Source organism: Oleomonas cavernae, from assembly GCF_003590945.1.
GTDB lineage: Bacteria > Pseudomonadota > Alphaproteobacteria > Zavarziniales > Zavarziniaceae > Zavarzinia > Zavarzinia cavernae.
In genome coordinates, this window is sequence record NZ_QYUK01000016.1 from 315902 (window position 1) to 333680 (window position 17779).

The 17779-nt window shown below is 69.2% G+C and carries 8 protein-coding genes and 3 pseudogenes; all 11 read left to right on the plus strand.

The annotated features are described in order from the left end of the window. The first annotated feature begins 36 nt into the window (after positions 1-36). The 11 genes and pseudogenes from D3874_RS26760 (at position 37) to D3874_RS26810 (ending at position 17720) form a co-directional block, all read left to right on the plus strand. The gene (locus D3874_RS26760; protein ID WP_119782752.1) at positions 37-786 is read left to right on the plus strand and encodes an electron transfer flavoprotein subunit beta/FixA family protein; all 750 of its coding nucleotides are present in this window, start codon (positions 37-39) and stop codon (positions 784-786) included. Between the two features lie 2 nt (positions 787-788). Further along, positions 789-1724 (plus strand): electron transfer flavoprotein subunit alpha/FixB family protein, encoded by a 936-nt coding sequence (locus D3874_RS26765; RefSeq protein ID WP_119782753.1) that lies wholly within the window; start codon positions 789-791, stop codon positions 1722-1724. Positions 1725-1778: 54 nt separating this feature from the next. After that, positions 1779-2654, plus strand: coding sequence for a 3-hydroxybutyryl-CoA dehydrogenase (locus D3874_RS26770; RefSeq protein ID WP_119782754.1), 876 nt, complete (start codon positions 1779-1781; stop codon positions 2652-2654). Positions 2655-3055: 401 nt separating this feature from the next. Next, entirely contained in the window at positions 3056-8281 is a 5226-nt protein-coding gene (locus D3874_RS26775) for a beta strand repeat-containing protein (RefSeq protein WP_158596242.1), read from the plus strand. A gap of 365 nt (positions 8282-8646) precedes the next feature. Then, positions 8647-8835, plus strand: a pseudogene (locus D3874_RS32300) (calcium-binding protein); the annotation flags it as partial. A 159-nt stretch (positions 8836-8994) separates the two neighbouring features. Beyond that, positions 8995-9186, plus strand: coding sequence for a hypothetical protein (locus D3874_RS32305; protein ID WP_408900003.1), 192 nt, complete (start codon positions 8995-8997; stop codon positions 9184-9186). A gap of 79 nt (positions 9187-9265) precedes the next feature. After that, positions 9266-10915 (plus strand): beta strand repeat-containing protein, encoded by a 1650-nt coding sequence (locus tag D3874_RS26790; RefSeq protein ID WP_274380660.1) that lies wholly within the window; start codon positions 9266-9268, stop codon positions 10913-10915. 5 nt (positions 10916-10920) lie between these two features. Next, a pseudogene (locus D3874_RS32310) lies at positions 10921-11055 on the plus strand (hypothetical protein); the annotation flags it as partial. Positions 11056-11091: 36 nt separating this feature from the next. Next, a complete protein-coding gene (locus tag D3874_RS26800) occupies positions 11092-13524 on the plus strand; it encodes a beta strand repeat-containing protein (protein ID WP_119782758.1) in 2433 nt (810 codons plus the stop codon). Positions 13525-13550: 26 nt separating this feature from the next. Further along, positions 13551-13877, plus strand: a pseudogene (locus D3874_RS32315) (calcium-binding protein); the annotation flags it as partial. A gap of 90 nt (positions 13878-13967) precedes the next feature. Then, positions 13968-17720 carry a beta strand repeat-containing protein gene (locus D3874_RS26810; RefSeq protein WP_119782759.1) on the plus strand — a complete coding sequence of 1251 codons (3753 nt, stop codon included), beginning with the start codon at positions 13968-13970 and terminating at the stop codon, positions 17718-17720. Positions 17721-17779: the final 59 nt, after the last annotated feature.

The following is a 17779-nucleotide window of genomic DNA, read 5'->3' on the forward strand; positions in this document are numbered from 1 at the left end:
AAGTGTTCCTTAAGAACAGGGCGGAGCGATAGTCCAATGAAGGTCCTGGTACCCGTCAAGCGGGTGGTCGACTACAACGTGAAGATCCGCGTCAAGGCGGACGGTTCGGGCGTCGACCTCGCCAATGTAAAAATGTCGATGAACCCCTTCGACGAAATCTCCGTCGAAGAGGCGATCCGCCTCAAGGAAGCCGGCAAGGCGACCGAAATCGTCGTGGTTTCGATCGGCCCGCAGGGTGCCTCCGAAACCATCCGCACCGCGCTGGCCATGGGCGCCGACCGCGGCATCCTGATCAAGACCGACGACGAGGTTCAGCCGCTGGGCGTCGCCAAGCTGCTGGCCGCCGTGGTGGCCGAGGAGCAGCCGGGCCTGGTCATCGTCGGCAAGCAGGCGATCGACGACGACTGCAACCAGACCGGCCAGATGCTGGCCGCCCTGCTGGGCTGGGCCCAGGGCACTTTCGCCTCCAAGATCGTGATCAACGACGGCTCCGCCGACGTGACCCGCGAAGTGGACGGCGGCCTGGAGACCATCACGGTGAAGCTGCCGGCGATCGTCACCTCGGACCTGCGCCTGAACGAGCCGCGCTATGCCTCGCTGCCCAATATCATGAAGGCGAAGAAGAAGCCGCTGGCCGACAAGTCCCCGGCCGACTACGGCGTCGACATCGCCGTGCGCCTGAAGACCTTGAAGGTCGAGGAGCCGCCCAAGCGCTCCGCCGGCATCAAGGTCAAGGATGTCGCCGAACTCGTCGCCAAGCTCAAGACCGAAGCGGGAGTGATCTGATCATGGCGATCCTCGTCATTGCCGAAAACGACGCCCAGTCGTACAAGCCCGCCACCCTGAACGCCGTCTCCGCCGCCAAGGCCATCGGTGGTGACATCCACCTGCTGGTCGCCGGGTCAGGCATCGCCGGCGTTGCCGCCGAGGCTGCCAAGATCGACGGCGTCGCGAAGGTCCTGACCGCCGACGACGCGGCCTATGCCAACCGCCTGGCGGAACCCCTGGCGGCCCTGATCGTCGCCCTGGCGCCCGGTTACGACTACATCGTCTCGCCGGCCACCACCTCGGGCAAGAACGTGACCCCGCGCGTCGCTGCCCTGCTCGACGTCGCACAGATCTCGGACATCGTGAAGGTCGTCTCGGGCGATACTTTCGTGCGCCCGATCTATGCCGGCAACGCGCTCGCCACCGTGCAGTCGTCGGATGCCAAGAAGGTCATCACCGTGCGCACCACCGCCTTCCCGGCGGGTGCGGTCGACGGCGGTTCGGCTTCGATCGAGGCCGTGGCCCCGGTTGCCAACCCCGGCCTGTCGACCTTCATCGGCGCCGAACTGTCGAAGTCGGAACGGCCGGAACTGACTGCGGCCCGCGTCATCGTCTCGGGCGGTCGCGGCATGCAGTCGGGCGACAATTTCCACCTGCTCGATGCCATCGCCGACAAGCTGGGTGCCGCTGTCGGCGCCAGCCGCGCCGCGGTCGACGCCGGCTTCGTGCCCAACGATTACCAGGTCGGCCAGACCGGCAAGATCGTGGCGCCCGAGCTCTACATCGCCGTCGGCATTTCCGGTGCCATCCAGCACCTGGCCGGCATGAAGGACAGCAAGGTCATCGTCGCCATCAACAAGGATGAAGAAGCCCCCATCTTCCAGGTCGCCGACTATGGCCTGGTGGGCGACCTCTTCAAGATCCTGCCCGAGCTGGAAGCGGAACTGTCGAAGTAACGCAACCAATCGGCTAGGCTCAAGCACGCACGACGCACAGACGGGATCAAGGTAATGGCGCTCAAGACGATTGGTGTCATCGGTGCCGGCCAGATGGGCAACGGCATTGCCCATGTCTGTGCGTTGGCGGGTTACGACGTGTTCCTGATGGATGTCAGTCTCGAGCGGGCACAGGCCGCGCTCGAGACCATCCGCGGCAACATGAACCGGCAGGTGACCAAGGGCACGGTCACCGCCGCCAATCGCGACGTCGCGCTGAAGCGCATCATGCCGACCGACGATCTCGACCAGTTCAGCGTCGTCGACCTGGCGATCGAATCCGCCAGCGAGAACGAGGCGCTGAAGAAGCAGATCTTCACCGCGCTGTGTCCCAAGCTGAAAGACAGCGCCCTGGTGGCGTCCAATACCTCGTCGATCTCGATCACGAGGCTTGCCGCGATCACCGACCGGCCCGAACGCTTCATGGGCCTGCATTTCATGAACCCCGTGCCGGTGATGCAGCTCGTCGAGCTGATCCGCGGCATCGCCACCGACGAGACGACCTACAACACGGTCCGGGAATTCGCCGTCGCCATCGGCAAGACCCCGACCTCGGCCGAGGATTTCCCGGCCTTCATCGTCAACCGCATCCTGCTGCCCATGATCAACGAGGCGGTCTACACCCTCTACGAGGGCGTGGGCTCGGTCGATGCCATCGACACCGCCATGCGCCTGGGCGCCAACCACCCCATGGGCCCGCTGCAACTGGCCGACTTCATCGGCCTCGACACCTGCCTGTCGATCATGCAGGTGCTGCACGAGGGCCTGGCGGACTCAAAGTACCGGCCCTGCCCCTTGCTGGTGAAGTACGTCGAGGCCGGCTGGCTGGGCCGCAAGACCAACCGCGGCTTCTACGACTACCGCGGCGAGACCCCCGTCCCCACGCGCTAAGGCGGCTTTCCTAAAAGCTGAAATACGTCATCCCCGCGCAGGCGGGGATCCACGGCTGTGGCAGGCCGGATCCGCTCCAGTATGCCCCGGCGGTGGATCCCCGCCTGCGCGGGGATGACGTGACTCAATAAATCGGAAGACGGCTCTCGCCCGATTTCGCCCTGGCACCATGGAAAACTGCCCCGTGGCACCATGAAAAGCCCTCTGGACCCAAATTTCATTGTGGTCTGGATCTACAAAATCACGCGCGGTTGCATCATCTTGTCTCTACCCAAAATGGGCGGTGGCTGGTAGCGACCCGTTCCCCCCATGCGGATCGATGACAATCGGCGCGGACGCTCCGACAGCACGCAGGGCCATGCCTTGCGCGAATGCCCCGCCATGGCAAAGGGAGAGCCAACATGACTCAGACGATCAACGGCACCGCCGGCAACGACACCCTGACCGGCACCGATCCCGGCAACCCGGGCAATCCCGATGGCATCGACATCATCAACGGCGGCGCCGGCAACGACACGCTGGTCGGCCTGGGCGGGAACGACGTCATCGAGGGTGGTGCGGGCGGTGATAACATGAATGGCGGCGCGGGCATCGACACGCTGAGCTTCGCCAATGCCGCCGGCGGCATGTGGGTCGTCTTGAACGGCCCCGGCCTTGGCGGTGAAGCGGTCGGCGACACGATTGTCGGGTTTGAGAATCTCGTCGGCTCCAACTTCAACGACATCCTCGCCGGCGACGGCGGCGCCAATGTGATCAACGGCCTGGGCGGCACCGACATCATCCAGGTCTCCGCCGGCGCCGACAGCCTGAACGGCGGCGACGGCGGCGACTTCCTCGACGGCCGGGGCGCCGGCGGCGCGATCACCGTCAACCTGGAGACCGGCGTCGGCGGCGGCGCCATCCTGGGCACAACCTTCTCCGGGTTCGAAACCGTGATCGGCTCCGGCTTCAACGACATCCTCACTGGCTACCTCAACGTCGGCAATACGATGGGGGGCATCAATGGCGCCGACACCCTGAACGGCGGCAATGGCAACGACACGCTGCTGGGCGACAGCTTCCTCAACGTCGTCGTCGATGCCAGCAACGGCGGCGCCGATACGCTGAACGGCGGCGACGGCAACGACTACATGGAGGGTGGCGTCCTCGGCGATGCGCTGAACGGCGGCAACGGCATCGACACGGCCGGCTACTATGGTTCGTCGGCAGCGGTAAACGTCAACCTGACCACGGGGACCGGCAGCGGCGGTGACGCCCAGGGCGACACGCTTACCGGCATCGAGAATCTGACAGGGTACATCTACAATGACTTCCTGACCGGCAACGCCGTCGCCAACGTCCTCACCGGCGCCGCCGGCGACGACCTGCTCGACGGCGCCGGCGGTGACGACCTGCTCAACGGCAACGAAGACAACGATCAGATCAACGGCGGTGCCGGCATCGACCAGATCAACGGCGGTGCCGGCAACGACGTGATCAACGGCGGCGATGACAACGACCTGATCGACGGCTGGACCGGGGCCGACGGCCTGCAGGGCGGCAATGGTATCGACACGGTCACCTATGCCCAATCCACCGCGGCCGTGAACGCCAATCTGACAACCGGCCTGGGGTTCGGTGGCTTTGCCGAGGGCGACACGCTGGCGGGCATCGAGAGCCTGATCGGTTCCATCTACAACGACTTCCTCACCGGCGGCGCCGGCGCCGACGTGCTCAATGGCGTCGACGGCGCCGACCTGCTCGGCGGTAGCGGCGGCAGCGATCAGATGATCGGCGGCAACGGCATCGACACGGCCACCTATGCCTTATCCACCGCGGCCGTGAACGCCAATCTGACAACCGGCCTGGGGTTCGGTGCCTTTGCCGAGGGCGACACGCTGTCGGGCATCGAGAACCTGCTCGGTTCCGCCTTCAACGACTTCCTCACCGGCGGTGCCGGCGCCAACGTGCTCGATGGCGCCGACGGCAACGACCTGCTCGGCGGTAGCGGCGGCGCCGATCAGATGATCGGCGGTAACGGCATCGATACCGCCGACTACTCGGCCTCCTCGGCCGCGGTCAACATCGTCGTCAACGTCAGCGCCTCGGGCGGCGATGCCACGGGTGACGTCCTTTCCGGCATCGAGAGCCTGCTGGGCAGCGCCTTCGCCGACACGCTGACCGGCAGCGCGGCAGGCAACGGCCTGCTCGGCAACGACGGCAACGACATCCTGGCGGGCCTGGGCGGCGCCGACAGCATCCAGGGCGGCAACGGCATCGATACCGCCGACTACACGGCCTCCACCGCCGGGGTCAACATCGTCGTCAACGTCAGCGCTTCGGGCGGCGATGCCGCGGGTGACATCCTCTCCGGGATCGAGAGCCTGCTGGGCAGCGCCTTCGCCGACGGGCTGACCGGCAGCGCGGTGGCCAACGGCCTGCTGGGCGGCGACGGCAACGATACCCTGGCCGGCCTGGGCGGCGGCGACAGCCTCCAGGGCGGCAACGGCATCGACACCGCCGACTATTCGGCCTCCGGCGCCGCAGTCAACATCTGGATCAGCGTCAGCGCCTCCGGCGGCGATGCCGAGGGCGACGTACTGAGCGGCATCGAGAACCTGGTCGGATCCGCCTTCAACGATACGCTGCAGGGCGAAGGTAGCAATAACGTGCTGGCCGGCGGGGACGGCGACGATACGCTGCGCGGTGGCGGCGGGGCCGATGCGCTGCAGGGCGGCAACGGCAACGACACGGCATCCTACGACAATTCGGGTGCCGCCGTGCAGGTCAACCTGGCCTTGGGAACCGCCACCGGCGGCAGCCACACCGCGGGCGACACCTTCAACAGCATCGAAAGTGTGCTGGGCTCCGCCTTCGACGACACGCTGACCGGCAGCGCAGTAGGCAACGTCCTGTCGGGCAACGACGGCAACGACACCTTGGCAGGCCTGGGCGGCGGCGACAGCATCCAGGGCGGCAACGGCATCGACACCGCCGACTACTCGGCGTCGAGCGCCGCGGTCAATATCTGGATCAGTGTCGGCGCGTCCGGCGGCGATGCCCAGGGGGACATCCTCTCCGGCATCGAGAACCTGATCGGGTCGGCCTTCAACGACACGCTGCAGGGCGAAGGCGGCAATAATGTCCTGGCCGGCGGCGACGGCGACGACACGCTGCGCGGCGGTGGCGGGGCCGATGCGCTGCAGGGCGGCAACGGCAGCGACACGGCATCCTACGACAACTCGGATGCTGCCGTGCAGGTCAACCTGGCCGCGGGAACCGCTTTCGGCGGCAGCCACACCGCGGGCGATACCTTCAACAGCATCGAGAACCTGCTGGGTTCCAGCTTCGGCGACTCGCTGACGGGCACCTCGGGCGCCAATGTCCTGAATGGCGGTGGCGGCGACGACAACCTGCTGGGCGGGGCCGGGGCGGACACGATCATCGGCGGCGCCGGCATGGATCGCGCGTCCTATGTCGGCTCCGCCGCGGCGGTGGCGGTCGATCTCGGCGCGGGCACCGCGTCGGGCGGCGACGCCGCGGGCGACATGCTGACCGGCATCGAGTACCTGGTCGGCTCGTCCTTCGCCGACAGCCTGACCGGCGATGCCGGCGTGAACCGCCTGGAAGGCCGCGACGGCAACGACACGCTGAGCGGCGGCGGCGGGGCCGATACGCTGTTGGGCGGCAACGGCGGCGACAACCTGACCGGCGGCGAGGGCAACGACAAGCTGCTGGGCGATGCCGGGGCCGACGCGATGACGGGCGGCATCGGCGACGACAGCTACGAGGTCGACGATGCCGGCGACGTCGTCACCGAACTGGCCGGCCAGGGCAGCGACCGGGTAACCTCGACCATCTCCTACACCCTGGGCGACAATGTCGAGATCCTGCTGTTGTCCGGCACGGCGGCGGAGGGCACGGGCAACAGCCTGGACAATTCGATCACCGGCAACGCCGTCGCCAACCTGCTGACCGGGCTGGAGGGCGACGACATCCTCAAGGGCATGGACGGCGACGACACCCTGGTGGGCGGCGCCGGCCGCGACTCCCTGGACGGCGGCAACGGCGTCGACACGGCCAGCTTCGCCGGGTCGAGCGCCGGGGTCACCGTTTCGGTGAACGGCACGGCCAGCGGTGGCGACGCCCAGAACGACGCCCTGCTGAACTTCGAGAACCTGGTCGGCTCGTCCTTCGACGACGCGCTGACCGGCGATGCCGGCGCCAACGCGCTGTCCGGCGGCGACGGCGACGATACGCTGCACGGCGGGGCCGGGGCTGACGTCCTGGCCGGCGGCAACGGCTTCGACACCATCGACTACCGCGACTCGCTCGTCGGGGTCGCCGTCGCCATCGGCGGCGGGCCCGGCAGCGGCGGCGATGCTGAAGGAGACAGCCTGAGCGGGATCGAGAGCCTGATCGGTTCCGCCTTCGACGACACGCTGGCCGGCGACGGCGCCGACAACCGGCTGGAAGGCGGCGCCGGGGCCGACACGCTCACCGGCGGCGGCGGCATCGACACGGCAAGCTATGCCGCCGCGGCAGCCGGCGTCTCGGTCAGCCTGGCGACCGGCAATGGCACCGCGGGCGAGGCCCTGGGCGACCAGTTGAGCGGCGTCGAGAACCTGGTGGGTTCGGTCTTCGGCGACACGCTGGTGGGCGACGGGGCCGACAACCGGCTGGTGGGCAACGATGGCGACGACCTGCTGACCGGCGGGGCCGGGGCCGACAACATCAACGGCGTCGACGGCGTCGACCGCGCCTATTACACCGCCTCGGACGCGGCGATCTTCGTCAACCTCGACCTGCGCACCAACTCGGGCGGGGATGCGGAAGGCGATGTCATCCGCAACGTCGAGGGCATCGTCGCCACCGCCTTCGACGACGAGCTGATCGGCAGCGACGCCGCCAACAAGCTGGAAGGCCGGGCCGGTGCCGACACGATCGACGGCGGCCGCGGCGCCGACGAGCTGATCGGCGGCGAGGGCAACGACAGCTTGACCGGCGGCGACGGGGCCGATCGCCTGGTGGGCGGCGAAGGGGCCGATGCCATGGCGGGCGGCGACAGCGGCGACAGCTACTATGTCGACGATTTGGGCGACGTGGTCACCGAACTGGCCGGCCAGGGCAGCGACCGCGTGACGGCCTCGGTCTCCTATACGCTGACCGACAATGTCGAGATCCTGACCCTGGCCGACGGCGGCACCGACGGTACCGGCAACGACCTGGGCAACTCGATCACCGGCAATGCCGCCGACAATACCCTGTCGGGGCTTCTCGGCGACGACACGCTGAAGGGCGGCGACGGCACGGACATCCTCGATGGCGGTGCCGGGATGGATCGCCTGTTCGGCGGCCTGGGCGCGGACAGCTTCGTGTTCCACGCCCTGGGCGAGGGCACCGACCGCATCGAGGATTGGGAGAGCGGCGACCTCATCCAGGTCGACCAGTCCGGCTTCGGCATCGACGGCGGCGTCGAGGTGGTCAACGGCACCTCGTCCGCCGGTCTGTCGGGCGACGTGTTCTTCTACCAGACCACCTCGGGCCGCCTCTACTTCCACGAGGGCGACACCGACACGCTGACCCAGTTCGCCGTCCTGACCGACAAGCCTCTCGAGCTCTCCCTCTCGGACTTCTCCCTGGTCTGAGGTGGAGGGGGCCGGGCGTTGCGGCGCGCCCGGCCCCGCTGACCCTCTCTGCCCCGGCGGCTTTCCGCCGGCCCCCGGCGGGTGGTGCTTGGTGCCCAAAATGGGCGCCAAGCACCGCCAATCCTCCCTGGATCGATGTAGACTGGCATCATGCGATCTTCCGGTGATTGCATCGCACAGGGGCGGGGGAATATCAGCGCCAGGCATCAGGCAGACGGTTGCCCGTCGGTGGCCTCATAGCCGCAGACATGGGCGCCGCGCGCCGACTTTGCCCCCAGCCCGATCACCGGGGATCGGCTTGGCCGTTGTCCATGCCGCAGGGACGCCGGCCGATCGCCATGGCTTACGTTCAGGGAGCAGTAATCATGACTCAGACGATCAACGGCACCGCCGGCAACGACACCCTGACCGGCACCAATGTCGGTGATGCCGCCAATCCCGACGGCATCGACATCCTCAACGGCCTGGCCGGCAATGACACGCTCCAGGGCCTGGGCGGCAACGACGTCATCGCCGGCGGGGCCGGCGCCGACGCCATGTCCGGCGGTGCCGGCATCGACACGTTGACCTATGCCAACGCCACCGCCGGCGTGCAGGTCGCCCTGAATGCCTTCGCCGGCAGCGGCGAGGCGGCCGGCGACACGATGAGCGGCTTCGAGAACCTCACCGGCTCCAATTTCGAAGACCAGCTCGCCGGCGACAGCGGCCACAATGTGATCCAGGGCGGCAACGGCAATGATTACATCCAGATCAGCAGCGGCAGCGACACGCTGGACGGCGGCGCCGGCGGCGCCGACCTCTTGGACTGCCGGGTCTGGGGTGCCGGGCTCACCGTCAACCTGACGGCCGGGACCTTAGCCGGGCCGGCACCGGCGGCGCAACGCTCAGCGGCTTCGAGTGGGTAGTGGGCTCCGGCTTCAATGACGTCTTCACCGCCAACGCCAGCGTGAACAGCATCCTGGGCGGGGCGGCGGCAACGACACGCTGAACGGCGCCGCCGCCAACGACCAGCTCTTCGGCGACAACTTCGCCGGCACCGGCGGCAACGGCACCGACACGCTGAACGGCGGCGACGGCAACGACTACCTGGAAGGCGGCAACGCGGCCGACGTGCTGAACGGCGGCAACGGCATCGACACCGCCGGCTATGCCGAATCGACCGCAGGGGTCACGGTCAATCTGTCGACCGGCGCCGCCAGCGGTGGTGAGGCCGACGGCGATACGTTGACCTCGATCGAGAACCTGACCGGCAGCGGCCAGAATGACGTTCTGACCGGCGACGCGGGTGCCAATGTGCTGAGCGGCGGCAGCGGCGCCGATATACTGGCCGGCCTGGGCGCCGCCGACGTACTGAACGGCGGCTTCAGCGCGGACACGGTCACCTACGCCGCCTCGGCCGCGGCCGTGTCGGTCAACCTGCTGACCAACGTGAACACGGGCGGCGATGCGGAGGGCGATTCGCTCATTTCCATCGAGAACCTGATCGGTTCCAACTTCGACGACATCCTGTTCGGCCATGCCGGAGCAAATGTACTGACCGGCGGCAATGGCGACGACGCGCTCCAGGGCGGCGTCGGGGCCGACGTGCTTGACGGCGGTGCCGGCATCGACAGGGTGAGCTACACTACTTCTTCCGTCGCGGTCGTGGTCACGGTTAACGGCGCGGCATCGGGCGGCGATGCCGAGGGCGACGTGCTCAGCGGCATCGAGAACCTGACCGGTTCGACCAACTCCGACACGCTGACCGGTGACGCCGGCGCCAACCTCCTCAGCGGCGGCGACGGCAACGACATCCTGCGCGGGCTGGCCGGCGCCGACACCCTGGCCGGCGGCAACGGCAGCGACACGGCGGACTATTCGACCTCGGCCGCCGCCGTCAATGTCACGGTCAACGGCGCCGCCTCGGGCGGCGACGCGGCGGGCGACGTGCTCAGCGGCATCGAGAGCCTGATCGGCTCCGCCTTCAACGACACGCTGATCGGCGATGCCGCCGCCAACGTCCAGACCGGCGGCGACGGCAACGACACCCTGCGCGGCGGCGCAGGCGCTGACATCATCGCCGGCGGCAACGGCACCGACCTCGCGGACTATTCGACCGCCGCGGCGGCCGTTGCCGTCACGGTTAACGGCACGGGAACGTCCGGCGACGCCGCAGGCGACGTGCTCGGCGGCATCGAGAACCTGACCGGGTCGGCCTTCAACGACGCGCTGATCGGCGACGCCGGCGTCAACACCCTGACCGGCGGCGACGGCAACGACTCGCTGCGCGGCGGCGGCGGTGCCGACAGCCTGGCCGGCGGTGCCGGCGCCGACACGGCGAACTATTCGACTTCTGCCGCCGCCATCACCGTCACGGTCAACGGCGCGGCATCGGGCGGCGATGCGGCGGGCGACGTGCTCAGCGGCATCGAGAGCCTGGTCGGGTCGGCCTTCAACGACACGCTCACCGGCGATGCCGCGGCCAACACCCTGACCGGCGGCGACGGCGACGACACGCTGCGCGGGGTGCCGGCGCCGACGCGCTGGTCGGCGGCAACGGTACAGACCTGGCGGACTACTCTGCCTCCGCTGCCGCCGTCAATGTCACGCTCAACGGCGCCGGGACGGGCGGCGACGCCCAGGGCGACACGCTGAACGGGATCGAGAACCTGCTCGGGTCCGCCTTCAACGACAGCCTGACCGGCGATGCCGGCGCCAATACGCTGAGCGGTGGCGACGGCGATGACACGCTGCGAGGCGCCGCTGGCGCCGACACGCTGCAGGGCGGCAACGGCACAGACACGGCCAGCTATGCGGCCTCGGCCGCCGCGGTGTCGGTCAGCCTCAACAGCGGGTCGGCGTCGGGCGGCGATGCCCAGGGCGACACGTTCTCCAGCATCGAGAATCTGCTCGGGTCCGCCCTCAACGATACGCTGACGGGTAACGCGAGCGTCAATGTGCTCAATGGCGGCGACGGGAACGACGCGATGCATGGCGGTGCCGGTGCCGACCAGATCATCGGCGGCAACGGCACGGATACGGCGTCCTATGTGAATTCCACAGCGGCCGTCACGATCAACCTGTTGACCGGCGCCGCCAGCGGCGGCGATGCCGCAGGCGATACGTTCAACGCCGTCGAGAGCGTGTCCGGCAGCAACTTCAACGACCTCCTGACCGGCACGGGGAGCGACAACGTCCTCGCCGGCAATGACGGCAACGACACCTTGGAGGGCCTGGGCGGCGCCGACACGCTGAACGGCGGCAACGGGATCGACACGGCCAGCTATGCCTCCTCGGCAGGCGCCGTGACGGTCAACATGACGACCAATGTAAACACGGGCAACGGCGCCCAGGGCGACACGCTGACCGCCATCGAGAACCTGCTCGGGTCCGCCTTCAACGACAGCCTGACCGGCGATGCCGGCGCCAACACCCTGGCCGGCGGCGACGGCGACGACACGCTGCGAGGCGCTGCCGGCGCCGACGCACTACAGGGCGGCAACGGCATCGACACGGCCAGTTACGCGGCCTCGGCCGCCGCGGTGTCGGTCAGCCTCAACAGCGGGTCGGCGTCGGGCGGCGATGCCCAGGGCGATACGTTCTCCGGCATCGAGAACCTGAGCGGTTCCGCCTTCGACGACACCCTCACCGGCGATGCTGGCGCCAATACCCTGGCCGGCGGCGACGGCAACGACACCCTGCGCGGTGCCGCCGGCGCCGACGTGCTGATCGGCAGCAACGGCAGCGACACGGCCAACTACTCGACCTCCGCCGCCGCCGTCAATGTCACGGTCAACGGCCCGGCATCGGGCGGCGACGCCGCGGGCGACGTGCTCAGCGGCATCGAGAGCCTGACCGGCTCGGCCTTCAACGACACGCTCACCGGCGATGCCGTCGCCAACCTGCTGACCGGCGGCGACGGCAACGATACGCTGACCGGCCTGGGCGGCGCCGATGTCCTCGCCGGCGGCAACGGCACCGACACGGCCAGCTACGCGGGGTCCGCCGCCGGCGTCACTGTCACCGTGAACGGTGGCGGCGTGGGCGGCGATGCCCAGGGCGACACGCTCAGCGGCATCGAGAACCTGCTCGGATCCGCCCTGAACGACACCCTGACCGGCGATGCCGCCGCCAACGTGCTGACCGGCGGCGACGGCGATGACACGCTGCGCGGTGCCGCCGGCGCCGACGCGCTGATCGGCGGCAACGGCGCCGACACGGCCAGCTACGCGGCCTCGGCCGCCGCGGTGTCCGTCAGCCTCAACAGCGGGTCGGCGGCGGGCGGCGACGCCCAGGGCGACACGTTCTCCAGCATCGAGAACCTGCTCGGGTCGGCCTTCAACGACATTCTGACGGGCAGCGCAGGCGTCAATGTGCTCAATGGCGGCGACGGGGACGACGCGATGCACGGCGGTGCCGGTGCCGACCAGATCATCGGCGGCAACGGCACGGATACGGCCTCCTATGTGAATTCCACAACCGGCGTCGCGGTCAACCTGTTGACCGGTACCGGCAGCGGCGGCGATGCCGCAGGCGACACCCTCAGCGGCATCGAGAACGTGACCGGCTCGAACTTCAACGACACCATCGTCGGCAGCGCGGGCGCCAATGCGATCAGCGGCGGCGACGGCAACGACACCCTGACCGGCGGCGCTGGCGCCGACACCCTGACCGGCGGCAACGGCATCGACACGGCCAGCTATGCGAGCGCCGCCGCGGCCGTCAACGTCACGGTCAATAGTGCGGCCTCGGGCAGCGATGCCGCGGGTGACGTGCTCAGCGGTATCGAGAATCTGACCGGGTCGGCCTTCAACGACATTCTGACCGGCGATGCCGGGGCCAATACGCTGACCGGCGGCGACGGCAACGACACACTGATCGGCTTGGGCGGCGCCGACATCCTTCAAGGCGGCAACGGCATCGATCTGGTTAGCTATTTGGCATCCGCCGCGGCGGTCAATGTGACCATCAATGGCGCGGCGTCGGGCGGCGATGCCGCCGGCGACGTCCTGAGCGGCATCGAGGATCTGATCGGATCGGCCTTCAATGACACGCTCGTTGGCGATGCCGGGTCCAACGAGCTGCTCGGGGCCGATGGCGACGACACGCTGCGCGGCGGCGGCGGGGCTGACTACCTCAGCGGGGGCGTCGGCATCGACACGGCCAGCTACTCGACATCGGCCGCCGGCGTCACCGTCACGGTCAACGGCACGGGTCGGGCGGCGACGCCCAGGGCGACAACCTGGACTCGATCGAGAACCTGACCGGCTCGGCCTTCAACGACACGCTCATCGGCGATGCCGGCGCCAACGGCCTGGGCGGCGGCGACGGCGATGACACGCTGCGCGGCGGTGCCGGCGCCGACAATCTGCAGGGCGGCAACGGCACCGACACGGCCGACTATTCGACCTCCGCCGCGGCCGTCACTGTCACGGTCAACGGCGCCGCAGCGGGCGGCGATGCAGCGGGCGACACGCTGGGCAACATCGAGAACCTGACCGGGTCGGCCTTCGCCGACACGCTGGTCGGCAATGCCGCGGCCAACGTCCTGAGCGGCGGCGACGGCAACGACACCCTGCGCGGCGGCACCGGCGCCGATACCCTCGCCGGCGGCAACGGCAGCGACACGGCCGACTATTCGGCATCCCTCACCGCGGTCGCCGTCACCGTCAACGGCGCCGCCGCGGGCGCCGATGCCGCGGGCGACGTGCTGAGCGGCATCGAGAACCTGACCGGTTCCGCCTTCAACGACATTCTGACCGGCGATGCCGGTGCCAACACGCTGACCGGCGGCGACGGCAACGACACGCTGATCGGCCAGGGCGGGGCCGATGTTCTCGCTGGCGGCAACGGCATCGACATGGCCAACTACTCGACCTCCGCCGCGGCGGTCAATGTCACCGTCAACGGCGCGGCATCGGGTGGCGACGCCCAGGGCGACGTGCTCAGCGGCATCGAGTACCTGACCGGGTCGGCCTTCAACGACACGCTCATCGGCGATGCCGCCGCCAATGGCCTGGGCGGCGGCAACGGCAACGACACCCTGCGCGGCCTGGGCGGCGCCGACGCGCTGGCGGGCGACAACGGCATCGACACCGCCGACTATGCGGCCTCCGCCGCCGGCGTCACCGTCACGGTCAACGGTACGGGATCGGGCGGCGATGCCCAGGGCGACACGCTCTCCGGCATTGAGAACCTGGTCGGGTCCGCCTTCAACGACACGCTGACCGGCGATGCCGCCGCCAATGTGCTGACCGGCGGCGACGGCGATGACACGTTGCGCGGCGCCGCCGGCGCCGACGCGCTGATCGGCGGCAACGGCAGCGACACGGCCAGCTACGCGGCCTCGGCCGCTGCGGTGTCCATCAGCCTCAACAGCGGGGCGGCGGCGGGCGGCGACGCCGCGGGCGACACGTTCTCCAGCATCGAGAACCTGCTCGGATCCGCCTTCAACGACACGCTGACGGGTAGCGCGGGCGTCAATGTGCTCAATGGCGGCGACGGGGACGACTCGATGCACGGCGGTGCCGGCGCCGACCAGATCATCGGCGGCAACGGCACGGATACGGCCTCCTATCTGAATTCCACAGCCGGCGTCGCGGTCAACCTGCTGACCGGTACCGGCAGCGGCGGCGATGCCGCAGGCGATACGCTCAGCGGCATCGAGAATGTGACCGGCTCGAACTTCAACGACACCATCGTCGGCAGCGCGGGCGCCAACGGGCTCACCGGCGGCAACGGCAACGACACCCTGCGCGGCGGCGCCGGCGCCGACACGCTGGCCGGCGGCAATGGCACCGACACGGCCGACTATTCGACCTCCGCCGCCGCCGTGAATGTCACGGTCAACGGCGCCGGCTCGGGCGGCGATGCCGCGGGCGATGTGCTCAGCGGCATCGAGAACCTGACCGGTTCCGCCTTCGCCGACACATTGGCCGGCGATGCCGGTGCCAACGTGCTCGCGGGCGGCGACGGCGACGACACGCTGGAGGGCGGCGCCGGCGCCGACATCATGCAGGGCGGCAACGGCAGCGACACGCTGTCCTACCAGGGTGCTGATGCCGCCGTGCAGGTCGATCTGTCGGCGGGGACCGCCAACGGCAGCAGCCACACCACGGGGGACAGCTTCTCCAGCATGGAGAATGTGCTGGGCTCCGCCTTCGGCGACGCCCTGACCGGCGATGCCGGCGCCAATGTCCTGGACGGCGGCGATGGCGACGACAACCTGGTGGGCGGCGCCGGGGCCGATACGCTGGCCGGCGGCGCGGGCATGGACCGGGCGGCCTATGTCGGCTCCGCCGCGGCGGTGACGGTCGACCTGGGTGCCGGTACGGCCGCCGGCGGCGATGCCGACGGCGACGTGCTGACCAGCATCGAATACCTTGTCGGCTCGTCCTTCGACGACAGCCTGACCGGCGACGCGGGGCTGAACCGCCTGGAAGGCCGCGACGGCATCGACACGCTGGCGGGCGGCGGCGGGGACGACACGCTGTTCGGCGGCAATGACAACGACAGCCTGACCGGCGGCGACGGTAACGACAGCCTGCTGGGCGAAGCCGGGATCGACACCATGACCGGCGGCACCGGTGATGACACCTACGAGGTGACCGAAGCCGGCGACGTGGTCAACGAACTGGCGGGCGAAGGCCGGGACCGGGTGAATGCATCGGGTTCCTATGTCCTGGGCGACAACCTGGAGATCCTGGAACTGACCGGCAGTGCGGCCGACGGCACGGGCAATGCGCTCGACAACTCGATCATCGGCAACGCGGTCAACAACACCCTCCTGGGCCTGGACGGCGACGACATCATCCAGGGCTTCGACGGTGACGACTTCATCGTCGGCGGCGCCGGGCGAGACAGCCTGGACGGCGGCAACGGTATCGACACGGCGAGCTTCGCCGGGTCGAGTGCCGGCGTCACCGCCGCGGTCAACGGCATGGCGACCGGCGGCGAGGCGCAGAACGACACGCTGCTGAACTTCGAGAACCTGATCGGCTCGAACTTTGCCGATGCCCTGACCGGCGACGGCGGGGTCAACGTGCTGTCCGGCGGCGACGGCGACGACACGCTGCGCGGCGGCGCCGGGGCTGACATCCTGGCCGGCGGCGACGGCTTCGACACCCTCGACTATCGCGACTCGCTCGTCGGGGTCTCCGTCACCATCGGCGGCGGGCCGGGCAGCGGCGGCGATGCCGAGGGCGACAGCTTCAGCGGGTTCGAGAGCCTGATCGGCTCCGCCTTTGACGATACGCTGGCCGGCGACGGCGCCGACAACCGCCTGGAAGGCGGCGCCGGTGCCGATGCACTGACCGGCGGGCTGGGCATCGACACCGCGAGCTATGCCTCGGCGCTGGCGGGCGTCTCGGTCAGCCTGGCAACCGGCAGGGGCACGGCCGGCGAGGCCCTGGGTGACACGTTGAGCGGCTTCGAGAACCTGACGGGTTCGGTCTTCGGCGACTCGCTGGTGGGCAATGCGGCCGACAACCGGCTGGTGGGCAACGCCGGCGACGACCTGCTGACCGGCGGCCAGGGCGCCGACTTCATCCAGGGCGGCGACGGCTTCGACCGGGCCTATTACACCGGCTCGAACCAGGCCATCTTCGTCAACCTGGACCTGCGCACCAATTCAGGTGGCGATGCGCAAGGCGACACGCTGCGTGATATCGAGGGCATCGTCGGCACCGCCTTCGACGACGAGCTGATCGGCAGCGCCTCGGCCAACAAGCTGGAAGGCCGGGCCGGCAACGACACGATCGACGGCGGCCGCGGCGCCGACGAGCTGGTCGGCGGCGACGGCAACGACACGCTGGTGGGCGGCGACGGGGCCGATCGCCTGGTGGGCGGCGCGGGTGCCGACGCCATGGCGGGCGGCGGCAGCGGCGACAGCTACTATGTCGACGATTTGGGCGACGTGGTCACCGAACTGGCCGGCCAGGGCAGCGACCGCGTCTCCGCCTCGGTCTCCTACACGCTGACCGACAATGTCGAGATCCTGGCCCTGACGGACAGCGCCGCGGACGGCAACGGCAACGGCCTGGCCAACACGATCACCGGCAATGCCATCGACAACATCCTGACGGGCCTCATCGGCGACGACACGCTGAAGGGCGACGACGGCAACGACACCCTGGACGGCGGCGCCGGCACCGACCGGCTGTTCGGCGGCCTGGGCGAGGACACCTTCGTGTTCCACGCCCTGGGCGAAGGCTACGACCGTGTCGAGGATTGGGAGGCCGGCGACCTGCTCCAGGTCGACCTGGCGGGCTTCGGCATCGAGGGCGTGGTCAGCGTGGTCAACGGCACCGCCGCCACCGGGCTGACCGGCGACGTGTTCTTCTACCAGACCACCTCGGGCCGCCTCTACTTCCACGAGGGCGACACCGACACCCTCACCCAGTTCGCCGTCCTGACCGACAAGCCTCTCGAGCTCTCCCTCTCGGACTTCTCCCTGGTCTGAGGTGGAGGGGGCCGGGCGCGCGGCGCGCCCGGCCCCATTTGCCGTAAAACCTTCACACG